The 20,030-nt window shown below is 74.0% G+C and carries 21 protein-coding genes; 14 read left to right on the top strand and 7 right to left on the bottom strand.

Annotation, left to right across the window (positions count from 1 at the left end; genetic code table 11):
• Positions 1–9: 9 nt before the first annotated feature.
• Positions 10–1,293 carry a tyrosine--tRNA ligase gene (tyrS, locus tag MicB006_RS27360; RefSeq protein WP_116511868.1) on the bottom strand — a complete coding sequence of 428 codons (1,284 nt, stop codon included), beginning with the start codon at positions 1,291–1,293 and terminating at the stop codon, positions 10–12.
• 101 nt (positions 1,294–1,394) lie between these two features.
• Between tyrS and MicB006_RS27355 the strand changes: the two genes are divergently transcribed.
• From MicB006_RS27355 to MicB006_RS27340, 4 genes are all read left to right on the top strand, one after another.
• Positions 1,395–1,784: a PaaI family thioesterase gene (locus MicB006_RS27355; protein WP_073831974.1), complete on the top strand. Its 390-nt coding sequence runs from the start codon at positions 1,395–1,397 to the stop codon at positions 1,782–1,784.
• A gap of 71 nt (positions 1,785–1,855) precedes the next feature.
• Complete coding sequence (locus tag MicB006_RS27350) at positions 1,856–3,082, top strand: NRAMP family divalent metal transporter (RefSeq protein ID WP_116509982.1); 1,227 nt, start codon at positions 1,856–1,858, stop codon at positions 3,080–3,082.
• Positions 3,079–3,459, top strand: coding sequence for a hypothetical protein (locus MicB006_RS27345; protein ID WP_073831976.1), 381 nt, complete (start codon positions 3,079–3,081; stop codon positions 3,457–3,459). Before MicB006_RS27350 ends, MicB006_RS27345 begins: the two co-directional genes overlap by 4 nt.
• Positions 3,446–3,763, top strand: a complete 318-nt coding sequence (locus MicB006_RS27340) for a hypothetical protein (RefSeq protein ID WP_073831977.1) — start codon at positions 3,446–3,448, stop codon at positions 3,761–3,763. Before MicB006_RS27345 ends, MicB006_RS27340 begins: the two co-directional genes overlap by 14 nt.
• A 57-nt stretch (positions 3,764–3,820) precedes the next feature.
• Here MicB006_RS27340 and MicB006_RS27335 read toward each other — a convergent pair whose 3' ends face one another.
• The 3 genes from MicB006_RS27335 to MicB006_RS27325 form a co-directional block, all read right to left on the bottom strand.
• Positions 3,821–5,176 carry a hemolysin family protein gene (locus MicB006_RS27335; protein ID WP_116509980.1) on the bottom strand — a complete coding sequence of 452 codons (1,356 nt, stop codon included), beginning with the start codon at positions 5,174–5,176 and terminating at the stop codon, positions 3,821–3,823.
• 144 nt (positions 5,177–5,320) lie between these two features.
• The gene (locus tag MicB006_RS27330; protein WP_116509978.1) at positions 5,321–5,947 is read right to left on the bottom strand and encodes a hypothetical protein; all 627 of its coding nucleotides are present in this window, start codon (positions 5,945–5,947) and stop codon (positions 5,321–5,323) included.
• A gap of 9 nt (positions 5,948–5,956) precedes the next feature.
• Complete coding sequence (locus tag MicB006_RS27325; protein ID WP_370013375.1) at positions 5,957–6,472, bottom strand: GNAT family N-acetyltransferase; 516 nt, start codon at positions 6,470–6,472, stop codon at positions 5,957–5,959.
• Positions 6,473–6,593: 121 nt separating this feature from the next.
• Between MicB006_RS27325 and ppdK the strand changes: the two genes are divergently transcribed.
• The 6 genes from ppdK to MicB006_RS27295 all read left to right on the top strand — a co-directional run bounded on the left by ppdK (position 6,594) and on the right by MicB006_RS27295 (position 14,311).
• The gene (ppdK, locus tag MicB006_RS27320) at positions 6,594–9,254 is read left to right on the top strand and encodes a pyruvate, phosphate dikinase (protein ID WP_116509976.1); all 2,661 of its coding nucleotides are present in this window, start codon (positions 6,594–6,596) and stop codon (positions 9,252–9,254) included.
• A 12-nt stretch (positions 9,255–9,266) separates the two neighbouring features.
• Positions 9,267–9,725, top strand: coding sequence for a hypothetical protein (locus MicB006_RS27315; RefSeq protein ID WP_116509974.1), 459 nt, complete (start codon positions 9,267–9,269; stop codon positions 9,723–9,725).
• A 171-nt stretch (positions 9,726–9,896) separates the two neighbouring features.
• The gene (adhP, locus tag MicB006_RS27310; RefSeq protein WP_116509972.1) at positions 9,897–10,907 is read left to right on the top strand and encodes an alcohol dehydrogenase AdhP; all 1,011 of its coding nucleotides are present in this window, start codon (positions 9,897–9,899) and stop codon (positions 10,905–10,907) included.
• 63 nt (positions 10,908–10,970) lie between these two features.
• On the top strand, positions 10,971–13,214 hold the full coding sequence (pflB, locus tag MicB006_RS27305) for a formate C-acetyltransferase (RefSeq protein ID WP_116509970.1): 2,244 nt from the start codon (positions 10,971–10,973) through the stop codon (positions 13,212–13,214).
• Positions 13,211–13,993 carry a pyruvate formate-lyase-activating protein gene (gene pflA / locus MicB006_RS27300; RefSeq protein ID WP_116509968.1) on the top strand — a complete coding sequence of 261 codons (783 nt, stop codon included), beginning with the start codon at positions 13,211–13,213 and terminating at the stop codon, positions 13,991–13,993. Before pflB ends, pflA begins: the two co-directional genes overlap by 4 nt.
• 33 nt (positions 13,994–14,026) lie before the next feature.
• Positions 14,027–14,311, top strand: a complete 285-nt coding sequence (locus tag MicB006_RS27295; RefSeq protein ID WP_116509966.1) for a hypothetical protein — start codon at positions 14,027–14,029, stop codon at positions 14,309–14,311.
• 3 nt (positions 14,312–14,314) lie between these two features.
• Here the strand turns inward: MicB006_RS27295 and MicB006_RS27290 are convergent, their stop codons facing one another.
• Positions 14,315–14,785, bottom strand: coding sequence for a cyclic nucleotide-binding domain-containing protein (locus tag MicB006_RS27290; protein WP_116509964.1), 471 nt, complete (start codon positions 14,783–14,785; stop codon positions 14,315–14,317).
• A gap of 156 nt (positions 14,786–14,941) precedes the next feature.
• Here MicB006_RS27290 and MicB006_RS27285 point away from each other — a divergent pair, with 156 nt between their 5' ends.
• A complete protein-coding gene (locus MicB006_RS27285; RefSeq protein ID WP_116509962.1) occupies positions 14,942–15,850 on the top strand; it encodes a universal stress protein in 909 nt (302 codons plus the stop codon).
• Between the two features lie 70 nt (positions 15,851–15,920).
• Positions 15,921–16,805, top strand: coding sequence for a universal stress protein (locus tag MicB006_RS27280; protein ID WP_116509961.1), 885 nt, complete (start codon positions 15,921–15,923; stop codon positions 16,803–16,805).
• 75 nt (positions 16,806–16,880) lie between these two features.
• Here the strand turns inward: MicB006_RS27280 and MicB006_RS27275 are convergent, their stop codons facing one another.
• Both MicB006_RS27275 and MicB006_RS27270 read right to left on the bottom strand, forming a co-directional pair.
• On the bottom strand, positions 16,881–17,507 hold the full coding sequence (locus MicB006_RS27275) for a CE1759 family FMN reductase (protein WP_116509959.1): 627 nt from the start codon (positions 17,505–17,507) through the stop codon (positions 16,881–16,883).
• Complete coding sequence (locus tag MicB006_RS27270; protein WP_116509958.1) at positions 17,504–18,604, bottom strand: LLM class flavin-dependent oxidoreductase; 1,101 nt, start codon at positions 18,602–18,604, stop codon at positions 17,504–17,506. The genes MicB006_RS27275 and MicB006_RS27270 overlap by 4 nt, the downstream gene beginning before the upstream one ends.
• Positions 18,605–18,743: 139 nt before the next feature.
• Between MicB006_RS27270 and MicB006_RS27265 the strand changes: the two genes are divergently transcribed.
• On the top strand, positions 18,744–19,382 hold the full coding sequence (locus MicB006_RS27265) for a DNA-3-methyladenine glycosylase (protein ID WP_116509957.1): 639 nt from the start codon (positions 18,744–18,746) through the stop codon (positions 19,380–19,382).
• Positions 19,383–19,529: 147 nt separating this feature from the next.
• Positions 19,530–19,964 (top strand): DNA-binding protein, encoded by a 435-nt coding sequence (locus MicB006_RS27260; RefSeq protein WP_225980520.1) that lies wholly within the window; start codon positions 19,530–19,532, stop codon positions 19,962–19,964.
• Positions 19,965–20,030: the final 66 nt, after the last annotated feature.

Here is a 20,030-nt window from a genome sequence, read left to right as displayed (position 1 = left end):
GACGGCGGACTATCCGCGCAGCTCGACACCGGCGAAGGAGCGCTTGCCCCGGCGCAGCACCAGGTACCGGCCGTGCAGCAGGTCCGCTTCGGAGACCGTGGCGTCCACCTCGGAGACACGCGTGTTGTTGACGTACGCGCCCCCCTCGGCGATCACCCGGCGGGCCTCCTTCATGCTCGGCACCAGACCCGACTCCTTGAGCAGGCCGGCGACGTCCGGCAGCTCGTCGAGGTGCACCAGACCGGCCTCGGTCAGCGCGGCGCGCAGCGTCTCCGGCGCCAGCTCGTCGAGCGAGCCGCGCCCGAACAGCGCCTGGCTGGCCGCCACCGCCTGGGCCATCTCCCGCTCGCCGTGCACCAGCGTGGTCAGCTCCTCGGCGAGTGCCCGCTGGGCCAGGCGCGCCTGCGGGCGTTCCGCGGTGGCCTTCTCCAGCTCCTCCAGCTCCTCGCGGGAGCGGAAGCTGAAGTACCGCAGGTAGCGGCTGACGTCCCGGTCGTCGGCGTTGACCCAGAACTGGTAGAACGCGTACGGGCTGGTCATCTGCGGGTCGAGCCAGACCGTGCCGGTCTCGCTCTTGCCGAACTTGGTGCCGTCGGACTTCGTCACCAGCGGAGTGGTGAACGCCTCCACCGGCCCGGCGCCGCGCCGCCGGATGTAGTCCACCCCGGCGGTGATGTTGCCCCACTGGTCGGAGCCGCCGTACTGGAGCCGGCAGCCGTGCCGGCGGTGCAGCTCGAAGTAGTCGTTGGCCTGGAGGAGCTGGTAGCTGAACTCGGTGTAGCTGATGCCCGTCTCCAGCCGCGCCTTGACCACCTCGCGGGCGAGCATCTTGTTCACCGGGAAGTGCTTGCCGACGTCCCGGAGGAACTCCACCACCGACATCTCGCCGGTCCAGTCCAGGTTGTTGACGAGTTGCGCCGCGTTCTCCCCGGAGTACGTGACGAACGGCGAGAGCTGCTCGCGGATGCGCTCCACCCAGCCGGCGATCACCTCGGGCGGGTTCAGCGTGCGCTCGGCGCTCTCCTTCGGGTCGCCGATCTGCCCGGTGGCGCCACCGACCAGCAGCAGCGGCCGGTGCCCGGCCTGCTGGAGCCGGCGGGCCATGACGACCTGCATCAGGTTGCCGATGTGCAGGCTCGGCGCGGTGGGGTCGAAGCCCACGTAGAAGGTGGTGCTCCCGCCGTCGAGCAGCTCACGCAGCTCGTCAAGGCCGGTCGAGTCCTGGATCAGGCCCCGCCACAGCAGGTCGTCGGTCAGGGAGTCCCGCCCCTGCGGGAGGTTGCTGTCGGTCACGGTCACCGATTGTCCCCCATCCGCACCCCCGGCCCGTACCGGGTTTGCCGACGTGGTGGCGACTAGGCTGGCGGCTCCGTCGAACGCGAGGAGGAACCGCGGTGGACATGCCGAACCTGACCGGTGGCTTCGTGGCCCTGCTGGGCCTGACGTTCGACGAGGTCAGCGGGGACCGGGTGGTGATCCGCTGGAAGGTCCGCCCGGAGCTGCACCAGCCGTACGGGATCCAGCACGGCGGCGTCTACTGCTCGGTGGTGGAGACGGCGGCCAGCATCGGCGGCGCGCTCTGGCTGGGCGACAAGGGCAACGTCGTCGGGGTGTCGAACCAGACCGACTTCCTGCGCGCGGTGCGCGACGGCGAGCTGACCGCCGTCGGCACGCCCGTGCACCGGGGCCGCAGCCAGCAGCTCTGGCTCGTGGAGATCACCGACGCCGACGGCCGGCTGGTGGCCCGCGGCCAGGTGCGGCTGCAGAACCTGACCACCTCCTGAGGCATTCGCCCGAAACCGGGCACTGACGCCGATATCGTCGCCTCGGTGAGATCGTCCGCTCCCGACCCGACGTGAGGAAGCTGTTCGCCGCCACGCTCGGCGTGCTGTCGGCCGTCGGCGGCTTCGTCGACATCGGCGACCTGGTGGCGGCCAGTCAGGCCGGCGCGCTGTTCGGCATGGCCCACACCTGGGTGCTGCTGATCGGGGTGGTCGGCATCTGCGCGTACGCGGAAATGGCCGGCCGGATCGCGGCGGTGAGCGGCCGGGCGGTCTTCGACCTGGTCCGGGAGCGCCTCGGGCCCCGGGTGGCGCTGCTCAACCTGGTCGCGTCGTGGCTGGTCACGGTGGTCACGCTCGCCGCGGAGCTGGGCGGGGTGGCGCTGGCGCTGCAACTGGCGACCCGGGTGAGTCACCTGTTCTGGGTGCCGCTGGCCGCGCTGGCGGTCTGGCTGGTGCTGTGGCGGCTGCGGTTCGAGCTGATGGAGCGGATCTTCGGCCTGGCCGGGCTGTCGCTGCTGGTCTTCGCGGTCGCGCTGGTGGCGCTGCCGACCGACTGGCCGGAACTCGGGCAGGGCGCATGGCAGATCAGCGCGGCGGGGCACGGCTGGCCGCTGTACTGGTTCGTGGCGGTGGCGCTGTTCGCCTCGACTGTCAGCCCGTACGAGGTGTTCTTCTTCTCCTCCGGCGGCGTCGAGGAGCGGTGGGGAGCGGCGGACCTGGCGCGGGCCCGTTCGAACGTGCTGATCGGCTTCCCGGTGGGCGGTTTCCTGGCGTTGTCGCTGGTGGCTGTCGCGACGGTGGCCTACCACCCGTCCGGGGTGTCGCTTAGTACGCTCGACGAGGTGGCGCGGCCGGTGGCCACGGCGCTGGGCGGCGCCGGCCTGGCCACGGCCGTGCTGGCGTTCTTCGCTGTGACGTTCGGCGCGGCGCTGGAGACCGGGCTGTCGGCGGCGTACGCGGCGGCGCAGTACTTCGGGTGGCAGTGGGGCAAGCGGGTCCGCCCCCGGGAGGCGGCCCGGTTCCACAGCGTCCTGCTGGTCGGGTTGCTGCTCGGCGTGGTGATGCTGATGACGACTGTGGACCCGGTGCGGCTGACCGAGTACATGCTGGTGCTGAGCGCCGTGGTGCTGCCGCTGACGTACCTGCCGATCCTGGTGGTCGCGAACGACAGGGGGTACCTCGGCGACCGGGTCAACGGGCGGTGGATGAACCTGCTCGGCGCGGTGTTCCTGCTGCTCATCGTCGCGGCCTCGGTGGCCGCGATCCCACTGGCGATCATGACGGGGATGGGGCCATGAGGGTTCAGCTGGCCAGGCGGCTGCTCGACCGGCAGATCGTCGACGTGGACGGGCTGCTGGTCGGGCGGGTCGACGACATCGCGTTCGCTGTCGACGACGAGGGCTTCCCGTACGTGGACAGCCTGCTCACCGGGCAGGGCGCGCTCGGCGCGCGGATCGGCGGCCGGATCGGGCGGCTGCTGGTGGCGGTGGCCGACCGGTTCACCGAGGACCCGCCGGTGCCGCCGCTGCGCGTACCGCTGGCCCAGGTCGCCCGGGTGGACAGCGCGGTGCGGCTGCGCTGCCCGGCGGCGGACCTGCCGCCGTCGCCGGTGGAGGCGTGGCTGCGCCGGCACCTGATCGAGCGGATACCGGGGTCCGGCCGTGCGAGCGGGTGAGCTGCTCGGCCGTACCGCGTACGACCTGCACGGCCGGCGGCTCGGCCGGGTGGTGGACGTGGTGGTGCGCGGCGGGTGGCCGCCGGACCGGCTGCGGGTCACCGACGTGATCGTCGCCGGGCACTGGTGGACCCGGGTGATCAGCCGGCTGATCGGCCCGGAGCTGCACCCGTCCGGTCCTTGGCTGCTGCGGGTGGTGGCCCGGCTGGTCGGGCGCAGCACCCACCAGTTGCCGGCCGACGCGGTGCAACTGCTCCCGCCGGTGCCCGGCTTCCCGTTCGGCCCGCCGGCCGGACGCCACTGAGGCGCCGCCCGCCGGGCCGGCCGCCGCCGGCCGGGACAGCGCGCGGGCGGGCGCCGCTCAGCGGCGTGCCTCGTCGAGTTCCGGCGCGTCGGCCGGGTCGCCGGCGTCGTCCGCGGTGTCGTCGTCCGGTGCGCCGTCGCCGCGGCCGCGGCGGCGGACGTGCACCTCGGTGATGGCCCGCTGGTCGACGTCGGCCACCGTCAGCTCCCAGCGGTCCACGGTCACCTGCTCCCCCGCCACCGTCGGGATGTGCCCGAGGCAGCTCAGCACCAGCCCGGCGACCGTGGTGTAGTCGCCCGCCGGCCGGTTCGGCAGCTCCACGCCGAGGTCGGTCAGGTCGTGCACCGGGAACGTGCCGGGCAGCACAAGCGTGCCGTCGGGCTCGGTGCGCACGGAACGCAGGTCCCGGTCGGTCTCGTCGTAGATCTCGCCGACGATCTCCTCCAGGATGTCCTCCAGCGTGACGATCCCGTCGACCGCGCCGCGCTCGTCCACCACGAGCGCGATGTGCTGGCGTTCGGCCTTGAACTGGCGCAGCGCGTCGACCACCGGCAGCGAGTCGGGCAGCAGCATGGGCGGGCGGGCGATCTCGTCGACCGGCCGGTCGTCGGAGACGCCGACCAGGTCACGCAGGTGGATGACGCCGACCGCGTCGTCCAGGCCGCCGTGGCGGACCACCGGCGCCCGGGAGTGGCCGGTCGCCGCCAGGACCAGCCGCGCGGCCTCCGCCGTGGTGCCGCTGTCGAGCGTGAAGACCTGCAACCGGGGTACGAGCACCGCGCGCAACTGCCGGTCGGCGATCTCTACCGCGCCCGCGATGATCATGCGCTGTTCCTTGGTGAAGCCGTGGTTGCCGGCCACGATGTCGCGCAGCTCGTCCGGGCCGATCTCGTCCGGTTCGGCCTTCGGGTCCAGGCCGAACAGGCGTACCACCAGGTCGGTGGTGGCGCCCAGCAACCAGACGGCGGGCCGGGTGATGCTGGAGAGCAGGTCCAGCGGGCGGGCCACCAGCAGCGCCCACCGCTCGGCGGACTGCATCGCGATCCGCTTCGGCGCCAGTTCGCCGAAGACCAGCGTGACGAACGTGAGCACCAGCGTCACCGCGACGATGGCGACGGTCTCGGCGGCGTTGCCGAACGCGCTGAGCATCGGCACCAGCGGCCGGGCCAGCGAGACCGCGGCGGCGGCGGAGGCGAGGAACCCGGCGAGGGTGATGCCGATCTGGATCGTGGCCAGGAACCGGTTCGGGTCCTTCGCGAGGCGGGCCAGTGTCCGTCCGCCCCGGCCGCTGCGCTCCAGCCGCTGCACCTGGCTGTCCCGCAGGGACACCAGCGCCATCTCGCTGCCGGCGAACGCCGCGTTGAGGATCACCAGCACACCGACCAGGGCAAGCTGGCTCCAGTAGCTCTGCACGACCGGTTATCTCCCTCGACCCGATCCGGGTCGGCCGATGGCCGACTCGCCGGCCGGCAGATCCGGTCGGCGTGGCCCCTCTGTGCCCCGCGGGCCCGCCGCTGAATCATGACCGGCCGCCGGTGTCACCCGCCGGGGGCCGGGTCAGGCCGGTACGGGCAGGTCGAGCACGTACGCGCCGTCCTCGGGCCGGAATCCGAGCCGGTGGTAGTAGGGGGCGACCATGCCGGGCGGGCTGACCACCCGGCGGAAGCCCCGGTCGGTGAACAGCCGGCTGCGCCGGTAGACGAACTCGCCTGGGGTGAAGTCGCGGAACGGCGGGGTCACGTAGTCCAGGTCGATCTGGGCCACCCCGCCCGGTTCGGCGTGCGAGAGCATCACGCCGACCACCTCGTCGGCGCGTACCACGAGGAACGCCGAGCGGTCGTCGGCGTCGGCGTCCCAGCGGAAGCCGGGGTTGAAGCGGGCGATGTCGGCGGCGTGCACGCGCAGCGTGTGTGCCAGGAACGCGTCGCCGGTGCCCACCTCGACCACCTGGTAGGTCTGCTCGTCGTGCCGGGTGGCCAGCAGCTTGCGCAGGTACCAGACGTTGATCACGGTGAGCACGACGTTCAGGCCCACCATCGGCCAGACCTGCACGGCGGCGTTGTAGCCGATCAGGATGAGGCAGCCGACCAGGTTGAGCGCGCGCAGCCGCAGGATCCGGGTCTGCAGCAGGGACCAGACCAGCAGCGCGGAGCCGGCCCAGCCGACGAGTTCCAGCCAGTTCACCCGGGGAGACTAGCGGTCGCCCTGGTCAGACCCCTCGGCGGGCAGCTCCAGCACGTACTCCTCGACCTCGGTGCCGCGGCTCGGGGAGTACCCGGAGTCCTCGCCGACCACGACGAAGCCGCACTTGCGCAGCACCGCCAGGGACGCGGCGTTGTCCTTCGCGGCGCGGGCGCGCACCGGCCGCTGCGGCAGCTCCCGCAACAGCGCGGCGAGCCCTGCGGTGGCGTAGCCGCGCCCCCAGCGCCCCGGGTCGATCCAGTAGCTCACCTCGGTCCGGTCGTCGACCGGGAACGCCGCCACATGCCCGACCACCTCGCCGTCGGCGGTGACCGTGCGGTTGACGATGCGCTCGTCGGCGCGGATCCGCGCCCAGTGCGCGTCGAACGCGGCCCGGTCGGACGGGTCCTTCGGGCCGAACGCGGCCATCCAGTTGGCCTGCGGGTCCTGCTCGTGGGCGAAGAAGGCGGGCAGGTCGTCGTCGCGCACCGGACGGAGCAGCACCTCGTTTGTCACGGCCGGAACCATACGTGGCCCCACCGACACCCTCGGGACCTCCGGCCCGGTGTGTGTCCCGTCCGGCCCTGCCGCGCCGCCGGCCGGCCCGGCTACCAAGGAGGTGGAACGACGCAGTCGAGGAGGCCGGACCATGTCGAAGTACGTCTACGACTTCATCGAGGGTGACCGCAGCCAGGCCGACCTGCTCGGCGGCAAGGGCGCCAACCTCGCCGAGATGACCCGGCTCGGGTTGCCGGTGCCGCCCGGGTTCACCGTCACCACCGACGCGTGCCGGGCGTACCTGGCCACCGGGGCGCCGCCGGACGGCCTGTACGAGGAGATCAACGCCCATCTGCGGGAGGTGGAGGCGCGGCTGGACCGGTGGCTGGGCGACCCGCGGGACCCGCTGCTGCTGGCGGTCCGTTCCGGCGGGCGGTACTCGATGCCGGGGATGATGGAGACGATCCTCGACATCGGGCTCAACGACACCACTGTGGCGGGGCTGGTCGCCCGCACCGGCGACGAGCGGTTCGCGTGGGACTCGTACCGGCGGCTGATCCAGATGTTCGGCCGCACCGTGCACGGCATCCCGGCCGACGAGTTCGAGCACGAGCTGGCCGCGCTGCGGGCCACCGCCGGACCGGACGGGCCGAGCGCCGGGCAGTTGCGCGACCTGGTCGACACGTACAAGAAGATCTTCGCCCGGCACGTCGGGCACGACTTCCCGCAGGCTCCGCACGAGCAGCTGTTCCTGGCCGTGCGCGCGGTGTTCGAGTCCTGGCACTCGGAGCGGGCCCGGATCTACCGGCGGCAGGAGCGCATCCCGGACAACCTGGGCACCGCTGTCAACGTGATGGCGATGGTGTTCGGCAACCTCGGCCCGGACTCCGGCACCGGGGTGGCGTTCACCCGTGACCCGGCCACCGGCGCCCCCGGCGTGTACGGCGACTACCTGAGCGACGCGCAGGGCGAGGACGTGGTGGCGGGCATCCGCAACACCGTGCCGCTGACCGAGCTGGCCCGGCTGGACCCGGAGAGCTTCCACCGGCTGCGGGAGATCATGGCGACGCTGGAGCGGCACTACCGCGACCTGTGCGACGTCGAGTTCACCATCGAGCGCGGGAAGCTGTGGATGCTGCAGACCCGGGTCGGCAAGCGCACCGCGGCCGCGGCGTTCGTGATCGCCGCGCAGCTGGCCGAGGAGGGGCTGATCACTGCCGACGAGGCGCTCACCCGGGTCACCGGGGCGCAGCTCGCCCAGCTGATGTTCCCGGCCTTCGACGCCGCCGGCGCGCCCGAGCCGCTCGCCGTCGGCGTCGGCGCCTCCCCCGGCGCCGCGGTCGGGCGGGTGGTCTTCGACTCGGCCGCCGCGGCGGCGTCCACCGGCCCGGTGATCCTGGTCCGGCCGGAGACCAACCCGGACGACCTGCCCGGCATGATCGCCGCGGCCGGGGTGCTCACCTCGCGCGGCGGGAAGACGTCGCACGCCGCCGTGGTGGCCCGGGGCATGGGCCGGACCTGCGTGTGCGGTGCCGAGGCGCTGACCATCGACGTGGAGCGCGGCGAGTTCACGGTGGGCGAGCACGTGGTGCGCGCCGGCGAGGTGATCTCCATCGACGGCACCAGCGGCCGGATCTGGCTCGGCGAGGTGCCGGTGCAGCCGTCCCCGGTGGCCCGGTACCTGACCGGTGAGCTGCGGCCGGAGGCCGACCCGCTGGTCGCCGCCGTGCACCGGCTGCTCGGGCACGCCGACGCGGTGCGCACGCTCGGCGTCCACGCCAACGCCGACACGCCGGACGACGCGCGGCGGGCCCGCGCGCTGGGCGCCGCCGGGATCGGGCTGTGCCGCACCGAGCACATGTTCCTCGGCGAGCGCCGGGAACTGGTCGAGCGGCTGATCCTGGCCGACGGCCCGGCCGAGGTCGGCGCGGCGCTGGACGCGCTGCTGCCGTTGCAGCGGGCCGACTTCCTCGGGCTGCTCACCGCGATGGACGGGCTACCGGTCACCGTCCGGCTGCTCGACCCGCCGCTGCACGAGTTCCTGCCTCCCCTGGCCGAGCTGACCGCCCGGGTGGCGGGCGCGCAGGCGCGCGGCGAGGAGCCGGGCCACGACGGCGTGCTGCTCGCGGCGGTGCGCCGGATGCACGAGACCAACCCGATGCTGGGGCTGCGCGGCGTACGGCTCGGGCTGGTGGTGCCGGGCCTGTTCGCGATGCAGGTGCGGGCGCTGGCCGAGGCGGCCGCGCAGCGGGTCCGGGCCGGCGGTGACCCGCGCCCGGAGATCATGGTGCCGCTGGTCGGTGACGTGCGGGAACTCGCCGCGGTGGCGGACGAGGCGCGGCGGGTGCTGGCCGGGGTGCCGGGCGCGCCGGAGATCCCGATCGGCACCATGATCGAGACGCCCCGGGCGGCGCTGACCGCCGGGGACATCGCCGCCGAGGCGCGCTTCTTCTCCTTCGGCACCAACGACCTGACGCAGATGACCTGGGCGTTCTCCCGCGACGACGTGGAGGGGGCGTTCTTCTCCACGTACCTGGAACGGGGGATCTTCCCGGTGTCGCCGTTCGAGAGCATCGACGCCACCGGGGTGGGCCGGCTGGTCCGCCTCGCCGTCGCCGAGGGGCGGGCGGCCCGGCCGGACCTGACCGTCGGGGTGTGCGGCGAGCACGGCGGCGACCCGGACTCGATCGGGTTCTTCGCCGCGGCCGGGCTCGACTACGTCTCCTGCTCGCCGTACCGGGTGCCGGTGGCGCGGCTGGCCGCCGGCCGGGCCGCCGTCGAGGCCCGCACCGAGAAGTCCGACTCCCGCTAGGAGGGCAGTGTCATGACCGCCATCTTCAACCCGACCGGACCGGCTGTCGCGCCGATCCCCCGCCCGGCGCCGCCGCAGTCCGCCCCGCCACCGGCCGTGACGCCCACCCTCACCCCGGCCGGGGCGGTCGGCCCGGTGCTGGAGCTGCCCGGGGACGCCGCGCTGGTGCCGGTGAACCGCGACGGCCGCCCGGTCGGCGTGTTCGTCGCGGCCGGTGGCCGGGTCCGCTACCGGCGCGTGGTCGAACCCGACCAGATCGTCGCGGCGGCCACCGGCGCGTTCGCGGTCGCCGCGCTCACCGCCGCCGTGGCGCTGTGGTCGCGGCGCCGCCCGCCGTCGGTCGGCACCGTCACCATGGGGCCGGGCGGCTGGGTCAGCCTGCGCGGCGTGCCGGCGCCCCGGCTGCGCCCGGACCACAGGCCCTGGTGGGCGCGCCTGCTGCGGGCCCGCCGCCTGGTCGTCGACCGCTGACCACCCCCGGGGTACGGCCGCCGGCACGTCACCGGCGGCCGTACCGCCGTTCTCCCGTCGGCCCGTGGCAGAGGGGCCGTTGGTCCCGGGTCACGGCGGTCCTGCGCCCCTGCCCGGCAGCGCCCGGACGGACGACGCTGAAGGTGAGAACGAGACCGAGGGAGGCCCCCGATGCGCGCCAGTGTCGTCACCGCGTTCGACCGTCCGATGGAGATCACCGAGCGTCCCGTGCCGGAGGCCGGCCCGGGCGAGATCCTGGTCCGCATCGAGGCCAGCGGACTCTGCCACACCGACATCCACGCCGCCCGCGGCGAGTGGCCGGTGAAGCCCACCCCGCCGTTCGTACCCGGTCACGAGGGCGTCGGCCTGGTCGAGCAGGTCGGTCCCGGCGTCACCGAGCACGCCGTCGGCGACCGGGTCGCGCTGCCCTGGCTCGGCTGGGCCTGCGGCACCTGCTCGTACTGCGTGACCGGCTGGGAGACGCTGTGCGAGTCGCAGCGCAACACCGGTTACAGCATCGACGGCGCGCACGCCGAGTACGCCGTGGCGTCGGCCCGCTACGCGGTCCGCGTGCCCGACGGCGTGGACCCGTTCGAGGCCGCGCCGCTGACCTGCGCCGGCGTCACCACGTACAAGGCGGTCAAGGTCGCCGGCGTACGGCCGGGCGAGCGGGTCGCGATCTTCGGCATCGGCGGCCTCGGCCACCTCGCCCAGCAGTACGCGCAGATCTTCGGCGCCGAGACGGTCGCGGTCGACGTGACGGCCGAGAAGCTGGCCCTGGCCACGTCGCTGGGCGCGGCGCACACGGTCGACGCCGCCTCCACCGACCCGGTCGAGCGGATCACCGCGCTGGGCGGCGTGGACGTGGCGATCGTGCTGGCCGCCAGCCCCCGGGTGATCGAGCAGGCCCACCGCTCGCTGCGCCGCGGCGGCCGGCTGGTGCTCGTGTCGCTACCAGCCGACAACGCGGTCACCCTGCCCGTCTTCGAGACGGTGCTCAAGGGCATCACGGTGCTCGGCTCGATCGTCGGCACCCGCGCCGACCTGGCCGAGGTCTTCGCGCTGCACGCCGCCGGCCGCACCCGGGTCGTCTACGAGACCCGCAAGCTGGACGACATCAACGACGCGGTGGACGACGTCCTCGCCGGCCGGGTCGCCGCCCGGCTCGTGCTCCAGCCCTGACCCCCGCCCCCGGTCCCCGCCCCCGCGGGGACCGGGCCCGCCGACGCCCGGAGAGGGACCGACATGACCGTCACCGAAGCCCTGGCCCCCTGGCGCGGATTCCACGCCGGCGCGTGGCAGGAGACAGTCGACGTGGCCGACTTCGTCCGCCACAACCACGAGCCGTACACCGGGGACGCGTCGTTCCTCGCCGGGCCGACGCCGCGCACCCTCGCGGTGTGGGACCGGCTGCGGGAAATGTTCCCGGAGGAGCGGCGCCGCGGCGTGTACGACGTCGACGCGGCCACCCCGTCCACTATCACCTCGCACGCGCCCGGCTACATCGACCGGGAGCGGGAGCTGATCGTCGGGTTGCAGACCGACGCGCCGCTGCGGCGGGCGATCATGCCGGCCGGCGGGCTGCGGATGGTGGAGACCGCGCTGCGCGCGTACGGGCGCGAACCGGACCCGCGCGTGCACGAGATCTTCACCCGGTACCGCCGCACGCACAACGACGCGGTCTTCGACGCGTACCCGGAGGACGTGCTGGCCGCGCGGCGCTCGCACGTCATCACCGGGCTGCCCGACGCGTACGGGCGCGGGCGGATCATCGGCGACTACCGCCGGGTCGCGCTGTACGGCGTGGACCGGCTGATCGAGGAGCGCCGGACGCTCAAGGCGGCGCTGGACGGCCGGCGCAGCACCGACGACGTGATCCGCGACCGGGAGGAACTGGCCGAGCAGATCCGCGCGCTCGGCGAGCTGAAGGAGATGGCCGCCGGGTACGGCTTCGACATCTCCCGACCGGCCGTCACCGGCGCGCAGGCGATCCAGTGGCTCTACTTCGCCTACCTGGCCGCCACGAAGGAGCAGAACGGCGCGGCGATGTCGCTCGGCCGCACCGCCGGGTTCGTCGACGCCTACCTGCGGCGGGACATCGCCGAGGGACGGCTGGACGAGAGCGGCGCGCAGGAGCTGATCGACGACTTCGTGATCAAGCTGCGGATCATCCGCTTCCTGCGCACCCCCGAGTACGACCAGTTGTTCTCCGGCGACCCCACCTGGGTCACCGAGTCGCTCGGCGGAATGGGCGCGGACGGCCGGCCGCTGGTCACCCGCACCACGTTCCGCTACCTGCAGACGCTCTACAACCTCGGCCCGGCCCCGGAGCCGAACCTGACGGTGCTCTGGTCGCCGCGGCTGCCCGAGGGGTTCAAGCGGTTCTGCGCCCAGGTGTCGCTGGACACCAGCGCCATCCAGTACGAGAACGACGAGCTGATCCGCCCGGCGTACGACGACGACACCGCCATCGCCTGCTGCGTGTCGGCCATGCGGGTCGGCCGGGACATGCAGTTCTTCGGCGCCCGGGCGAACCTGGCGAAGGCGCTGCTGTACGCGATCAACGGCGGCCGGGACGAGCTGTCCGGCGCGCAGGTCGCCCCGCCGGCCGCGCCGGTCGGGAGCGAGACGCTCGACTACGACGAGGTGCTGGCCGCGTACGACCGGACGCTGGACTGGCTCGCGCAGACGTACGTGGACGCGCTGAACGTGATCCACCACCAGCACGACAGGTACGCGTACGAGCGGCTGGAGATGGCGCTGCACGACCACCCGGTGCGCCGGTTCATGGCCACCGGCATCGCCGGCCTGTCGGTAGCCGTGGACAGCCTGTCGGCCATCCGGTACGGCCGGGTCAAGGTGCTGCGCGACGAGACCGGGCTGGCCGTCGACTACGCGGTCGAGGGCGAGTTCCCGACGTACGGCAACGACGACGACCGGGCCGACGAGATCGCGGTGTGGCTGGTCGAGACGTTCGCGGAGAAGCTGCGCCGCCAGCGCACGTACCGCGACGCGGAGCTGACCATGTCGGTGCTCACCATCACCTCGAACGTGGTGTACGGCAAGCACACCGGCAACACGCCGGACGGCCGGCGCGCCGGTGAGCCGTTCGCGCCCGGGGCGAACCCGATGAACGGCCGGGACACGCACGGCCTGGTCGCGTCCGCGCTGTCGGTGGCGAAGCTGCCGTACGACGCGGCCCGCGACGGCATCTCGCTGACCGGCACCGTCACGCCGGACGGCCTGGGCCACACCCGCGACGAGCGGATCGCCAACCTGGCCGGGGTGCTCGACGGCTACACCGACGCCGGCGGGTTCCACCTCAACGTCAACGTGCTGGACCGGGCCACGCTGCTGGACGCGATGGCGCACCCGGAGCGGTACCCGCAGCTCACCGTCCGGGTCTCCGGGTACGCGGTGAACTTCGTCCGGCTCACCGCGGAGCAGCAGCGCGACGTGGTGTCGCGGACCTTCCACGGGTCGCTGTGAACGGCCGCCCGCCCGCGCCGCCGGAGGTTGCTCCGGCGGCGCCGGGGTGCGTCACCGGCGCGGTGCACTCCTGGGACACGTCGGTCGGGGTGGACGGGCCGGGCACCCGGTTCGTGGTCTTCCTGGCCGGCTGCCCGCTGCGCTGCCGCTACTGCCACAGCCCGGACACCTGGTACGGCCGCAGCGGCCGGCGCCGCACGGTGGACGAGATGGTCACGCTCGCCACCCGGTACCGCCGGTTCATCCAGGTCGCGGGTGGCGGCGTGACTGTGAGCGGCGGGGAGCCGCTGCTGCAACCGGCGGTCACCGGCGAGCTGCTGCGCCGCTGCCACGACCTCGGCCTGCACACCGCGCTGGACACCTCCGGCTTCCTCGGCGTGCGCGCCGACGACGCGTTGCTGGACGCCACCGATCTGGTGCTGCTCGACGTCAAGGCGGGCAACCCGCAGACGTACCGCCGGGTCACCGGCACCGGCCGGCTCGCGCCGACGCTGCGGTTCGCGCAGCGTCTGGCCGAGAGGGGTAAGCCGATGTGGATCCGATACGTGCTGGTGCCCGGTCTGACCGACGCGGTCGACGAGGTGGAGCGGGTGGCCGACATCGCGGCCGGGCTGGCCACCGTGCAGCGCGTGGAGGTGCTGCCGTTCCACCGGCTCGGCGCGCACAAGTACGCCGAGCTGGGGCTGACCTTCCCGCTGGCGGACACCGAGCCGCCGGACGCCGGCCTGCTGGCCCGGGTACGCGGCCAGTTCACCGCGCGCGGCCTCACCGTCACCTGAGCGGCGCGCCCCACGGCGCACTACGATCGGCGCATGTCTCGTCTTCGCCCGCCTTCCCGTTTCCGCGCCCTGGTCGCGACCGGCGCACAGGCGACCGGAGCGCGGGCCGTCGGCGCGCAGGCCACCGGCGCGGGCGCGACCGGCGCGCGGGCGCTGGGCGCCACGGCCGTCGGCGCGATCGCCTTCGGCGCGTTCGCGCTCGGCGCGGTGGCGGTGGGCTCGCTCGTGATCGGCCGGCTCGCAGTGCGCCGCGCGGTGATCCGCGAGCTGCGCATCGGCCGGCTCGAGGTGGACGAGCTGGTCGTCCGCGACCGCTGAGCCCTAGCTCGCCGCCGCCGTCGGATAGCCGTACAGGTCGAGCAGCCGGACCCGGGACGCCTGGAGGCGGTCCACCACCACGCTCATGAACCGGGTGGTGAGCTGGCGGCCCAGCGTGTCGTCGGACTCCATCAGCCGGCGTACCCCGTCCGCGTCGAGTTCCACGGCGGTGCTGCGCTGGGTGGCGACCGCGCCGAACTGCCAGCGGTACGGCGGGAACAGCCAGGACCAGCCGAGCACCCCGCCCGGGCCGATCGTCTCGATGCCCACGTCACCGCGGCCCGGCACCGGGAAGTCCAGCGCCACCTGGCCGCCGCGGACCAGCCAGAAGCGGTCGGCCGGCTGGCCGGAGCGGAACAGCCGGTGCCCGGGGTGCCAGACCACCGGGCGCGCGTAGCCGGTGAGCCGGGGCAGCCACTCGTCGGGCAGCCCGGCCAGGAACGGATGGACGCGGAGCATCTCCAGCGGGGTCATCGCGCCTCCAGGATCGGCAGGAGGGAGCAGTCGTTCCATTCCACCTCGCGATCGGCCCGGCCGGTAGGGGCCGATGGTCCCGGTCAGGGCGGGCGGATCGCCTCTGCCCAGGTGGGAGCGGTCGGCGCAGGCTGAGGGGGACCCAAGGAGGACGTGATGACCGACAGGACCGGTGCCCCCGTCGTGGTGGGCGTGGACGGTTCCCCGTCCGCGCTGGACGCGGTACGGCTGGCCGCACGCGAGGCGGTGCTGCGGCACCGGCCGCTGCGGGTGGTGAACGCCTTCCTGTGGCCGCTGGTCGGCACGCCGCTGGGCATGGTCGCCCCGGTGCTGCCCGACATCGAGCTGCGCCAGGAGGCCGAGAAGCTGGTCGAGGAGGCGGTGGACGAGGCCCGCAAGGTCGACGCGGAGCTGGCGGTGACCGGCGCGGTGGTCGACGGCGGGCCGGTGGCGGTGCTGCTGCGGGAGAGCCACGACGCCGCGCTGCTCGTGCTGGGCCACCGTGGCCTGGGTGGCTTCACCGAACTCCTGGTCGGCTCGGCGGCGGTGCAGCTCTCCGCCCGCGCGGACTGCCCGGTGCTCGTCGCCCGGGGCGAGGCCCGCGCCGACGGCCCGGTGGTGGTCGGCGTGGACGGCTCGGCGCTGTCCGACGAGGCGGTCGGGTTCGCGTTCGCCGAGGCCGCGGCGCGCGGCGCCGAACTGGTGGTGGTGCACACCTGGCTCTACCCCCAGCCGGTGAGCTACCGCGAGGCGTTCGGCGACGTCCTGCCGCTGGCGTACGAGCCGGAGCAGTTGCGCGCCGACGAGCAGCGGGTGCTGGCCGAGGCGGTCGCCGGCTGGACCGAGCGCTACCCGGAGGTCACGGTGCGGCCGAAGCTGGTCGCCGCCGCCACGCCCGCCCGGGTGCTGGTCGAGGAGTCCGTCGGGGCGCAGCTGACGGTGGTCGGCGCGCACGGGCGGGGTAGCCTCGGCTCGCTGCTGCTCGGCTCGGTCAGCCACGCCGTGCTGCACCACTGCCACAGCCCGCTGGCCATCGTCCGGCACCGCGGGGGCCGGGACCGCTGACCCGGTTCGGCGGTCCCGGCGCGGCCGGGACCGCCACAATGGCCTGAGCCGACCGGAGGGAACAGACCTGATGAACCGACCCGTCGTGGTGGGAGTGGACGGATCGCCGTCCAGCCTGGCCGCCGCCGACCTGGCCGCCGCGACCGCCGTGGCGCGTTCCCGGCCGCTGGTGCTGGTGCACGGCTACCTGCACCCGCTCGGCTACGGCGTGCCCCTCAATCCGTACGACCTGGGGGTGCCGGCGCCCACCGCGGAGTCGGAGAAGATGCTGGAGTCGGTCGCCGCCGACCTGGCCGAGCGGCACCCGGGCCTGCGCGTGCAGGTGCGCCAGGTGGCCGGCGGTCCGGGCGCGACGATGGTCGAGGAGTCCCGCCGCGCCGAGCTGGTGGTGGTGGGCAGCCGGGGCGTGGGCGGCTTCGCCGGCCTGCTGCTCGGCTCGGTCGGCGGGCAGCTCGCGCAGCACGGGCACTGTCCGGTGCTGATCGTCCGCCCGGAGGAACAGCCGATCCCGGTGGACGGGCCGGTCCTGGTCGGCGTGGACGGCTCCGACTCGGCCGCGTACGCCATCGAGCTGGCCGCCGCCGAGGCCGAGCGGCGCGACGCGGAGCTGGTGCTGATGCACGTCCGGTCGCCGGAACGCGGCGCGGTGGCGCCCGAGGTCGCGGCGGAGGCGTCCACCGCCGAGCGGGCCGAGGCCGCCGGGCTGCTGGCCGAGGCCGCGGACCGGGTCCGGGCGGCGCACCCGGGCCTGCGGGTGACGGAGCGGTCCGTCACCTCCCCCTCGCCGGAGACCGCGCTGCGGGAGGCCAGCGGCGAGGCGTCACTCGTGGTGGTCGGCTCCCGGGGCCGGGGCGGCTTCGCCGGGCTGCTGCTCGGCTCGGTCAGTCAGGCCATGGTGCAGCACTCCCACTGCCCGGTGCTCGTCGCCCACCGGCCCGAGCCGGCCGACGACTGAGCCGCCTCGACCCGCGCCGGCCCTGGCCGCCGGGCCGCCGGGTAGCGGTCGGCTCCGCTCCGAACCGCCCCGGGGTCAGGCCGGGTCGCGGCCGGCGAGCAGGTCGGCGAAGTCGGTGGTGAGCGCGAACGGGTCGGCCGGGCCGGTCGCGGGCGGCCGGCGGTCCACCTGCTCGGCCAGCTCGGCGGCGGCCCGGCGGATCCGGGACCGCAGCGCGCTGTCGCCGTCGTCGCCGGCCCAGTCCTCGGGCGCGGCGAACACCGCCGTGGGCAGTGTCGCCGCCCGCAGGTACGTGAACATCGGCCGGACCGCGTGCTCCAGCGCGAGGGAGTGCCGGGCGGTGCCGCCGGTCGCCCCGATCAGCACCGGCTTGCCCGCGAGCGTGTCCCGGTCGATGACGTCGAAGAACGACTTGAACAGCCCGTTGTAGGACGCGTTGAAGATCGGCGTCACCGCGATCAGCGCGTCGGCGGCCGCCACGGCGTCGAGCGTGCGCCGCAGCGCGGCCGGCGCGAAGCCGGTGAGCAGGTGGTTCACCACGTCGTGGGCGTGCTCGCGCAGCTCCACGGCGCGCAGCTCGACTGTCGCGCCGCGGCCGGCCAGCTCGTCGCGGGCGGCCGCGGCGAGCTGGTCGGCGAGCAGGCGGGTGGACGACGGCTGGGCGAGCCCGGCCGAGACGACCGCCAGGGTACGGCTGGTCATCGCTGCTCCCCGTCGGCCGGCGCGGCGTCGCGGGCGGCCAGCAGGCCGGCGTGGGTGGGCGCCTCGGGCACGTGCGCGGGACGCATCGAGTCGAACTCCTTGCGCAGCACCGGGACCACCTCCTCGCCCAGCAGGTCGAGCTGCTCCAGCACCGTCTTCAGCGGCAGGCCGGCGTGGTCGATCAGGAAGAGCTGCCGCTGGTAGTCGCCGACGTAGTCGCGGAAGCCCAGCGTGCGGTCGATGACCTGCTGCGGGCTGCCCACCGTCAGCGGCGTCTCGCGGGTGAACTCCTCCATCGACGGGCCGTGCCCGTAGACGGGGGCGTTGTCGAAGTAGGGGCGGAACTCGCGTACCGCGTCCTGGGAGTTGCGGCGCATGAAGACCTGCCCGCCGAGGCCGACGATGGCCTGGTCGGGCGAGCCGTGGCCGTAGTGCGCGAAACGCTCCCGGTAGAGGCCGACCATCCGCTGGGTGTGCTCCTTGGGCCAGAAGATGTGGTTGGCGAAGAAGCCGTCGCCGTAGTACGCGGCCTGTTCGGCGATCTCCGGGCTGCGGATCGAGCCGTGCCAGACGAACGGCGGCACGCCGTCGAGCGGGCGCGGGGTCGACGTGAACGCCTGCAACGGCGTACGGAAGCGGCCCTTCCAGTCGACGACGTCCTCGCGCCAGAGCCGGCGCAGCAGGTCGTAGTTCTCGATGGCCAGCGGGATGCCGTTGCGGATGTCCTGGCCGAACCACGGGTAGACGGGCCCGGTGTTGCCACGCCCCATCATCAGGTCCACCCGGCCGTCGGCCAGGTGCTGGAGCATCGCGTAGTCCTCGGCGATCTTCACCGGGTCGTTGGTGGTGATCAGCGTGGTCGAGGTCGACAGCAGCAGCCGTTCGGTGCGCGCGGCGATCCAGCCGAGCATGGTGGTCGGCGACGACGGCACGAACGGCGGGTTGTGGTGCTCGCCGGTGGCGAAGACGTCCAGGCCGACCTCCTCGGCCTTGAGCGCGATGGCGGTCATGGCCTTGATCCGCTCATGCTCGGACGGCAGTCGCCCGTTTGTCGGGTCGAGGGTGACGTCACCGACGGTGAAGACTCCGAACTGCATGACCAGCTCCTCGCGTGGGGTCCGGACCGGTCGGCCCGGGATCGCTCCTCACAACATATTTGACGAGTCAACTATTCCGGTGCTCACCCGCCCCGGCGTGGCCCGGATCACGCGCCACCCACCGACTACCCTTGCCGCGATGACGTACCCCTGGCTCCAGGCGCCCGCCGCGCAGATCGCGAACACCGCACGGACGCTGCTCGGCTGGACCGTGTCGGCAAACGGCGTCGCCGTCCGCCTCACCGAGGTCGAAGCGTACGCGGGCACCGGCGAGGACCCGGCGTCGCACGCCCACCGCGGTCCCACGCCGCGCAACCAGGTCATGTTCGGGCCCGCCGGGCACGTGTACGTGTACTTCGTGTTCGGCATGCACTGGTGCGCGAACATCGTCTGCGGACGCGACGGCGAGGCGGCGGCGGTGCTGCTGCGCGCGGGCGAGGTGGTCGACGGCGTCGAGACCGCCCGCGAGCGCCGGCCGCGCGCCCCCGACCGGGATCTGGCCCGCGGGCCGGCCCGGCTGGTCACCGCGCTCGGGATCGAGCGCGAGGCCAACGGCACCTCGGCGATCGACGGCAGCGGCCCGCTGCTGCTGACGCCACCGGCAAGCCCGGTCGACCCCGCGCGCATCGTCGCCGGGCCCCGTGTCGGGGTCGCCGCCGCGCACGACCTGCCGTGGCGGTTCTGGCTGGCGGACGAGCCGAGCGTGAGCGTCTACCGGCGGCACACCCCGCGTCGCCGGCCCGCTCCGGCCACCCCCGTGCGCAATTCACCGGCCTGAATCGGCCGGTCCGGGCAACCCGGACCACCCCGTCGGGCGTCTGCGGTGCATGACGCGCGTCGTCTTCTCACCACGTGCCGAGGCCATGGCGTCTTGCACGAATGACTTTCAACAGGGTGTTGACAACAAGCCATTCTTGGGTGTGGGATGGACGACATGGTCACCGTGGACAACGACCCGTTCACCGCTCCGGATGCTGCTCAGGCCCGGGCGCACCGCAACTACGCGGCCCTGCTGCGGATCGCCGAGCGGCACGCCGGCAGCAGCTCCCGCCGCCGGCGCTACGCCCACCCCGACGTGCCCGACGCCTACGAGGCGGCCACGCTGGTGATGGCGCTCGCCGGTGGCGCCGAGCTGGACGAGGGTGAGGAGCCGGTCGACCAGGCCGACCTGATGGCGGCGCTGACGCTCATCCCGCACGTGCGGGCCGAGGTGGACGCGCTGGAGGCCGGCCTGTTGCAGGTGGCCCGCGGGCGGGGCATGACCTGGCAGGCGATCGCCTTCGGGCTGGGGCTGGGCAGCGCACAGGCGGCCCGGCAGCGCTACGAGCGGCTCACCGTCCGCACCGGCACCGGCGACTGAGAGGCGCGTCGGCGCCGGGCCCGCGGATTGTCACAGCGGCGGGCGAGACTGTGCCGGACAACGGCA

Origin of the sequence: Micromonospora sp. B006 (genome assembly GCF_003408515.1) — a bacterium.
GTDB lineage: Bacteria > Actinomycetota > Actinomycetes > Mycobacteriales > Micromonosporaceae > Micromonospora > Micromonospora echinospora_A.
The sequence above is the reverse complement of the archived record's forward strand: the minus strand, read 5'-3'. Positions and strand labels throughout refer to the sequence as shown.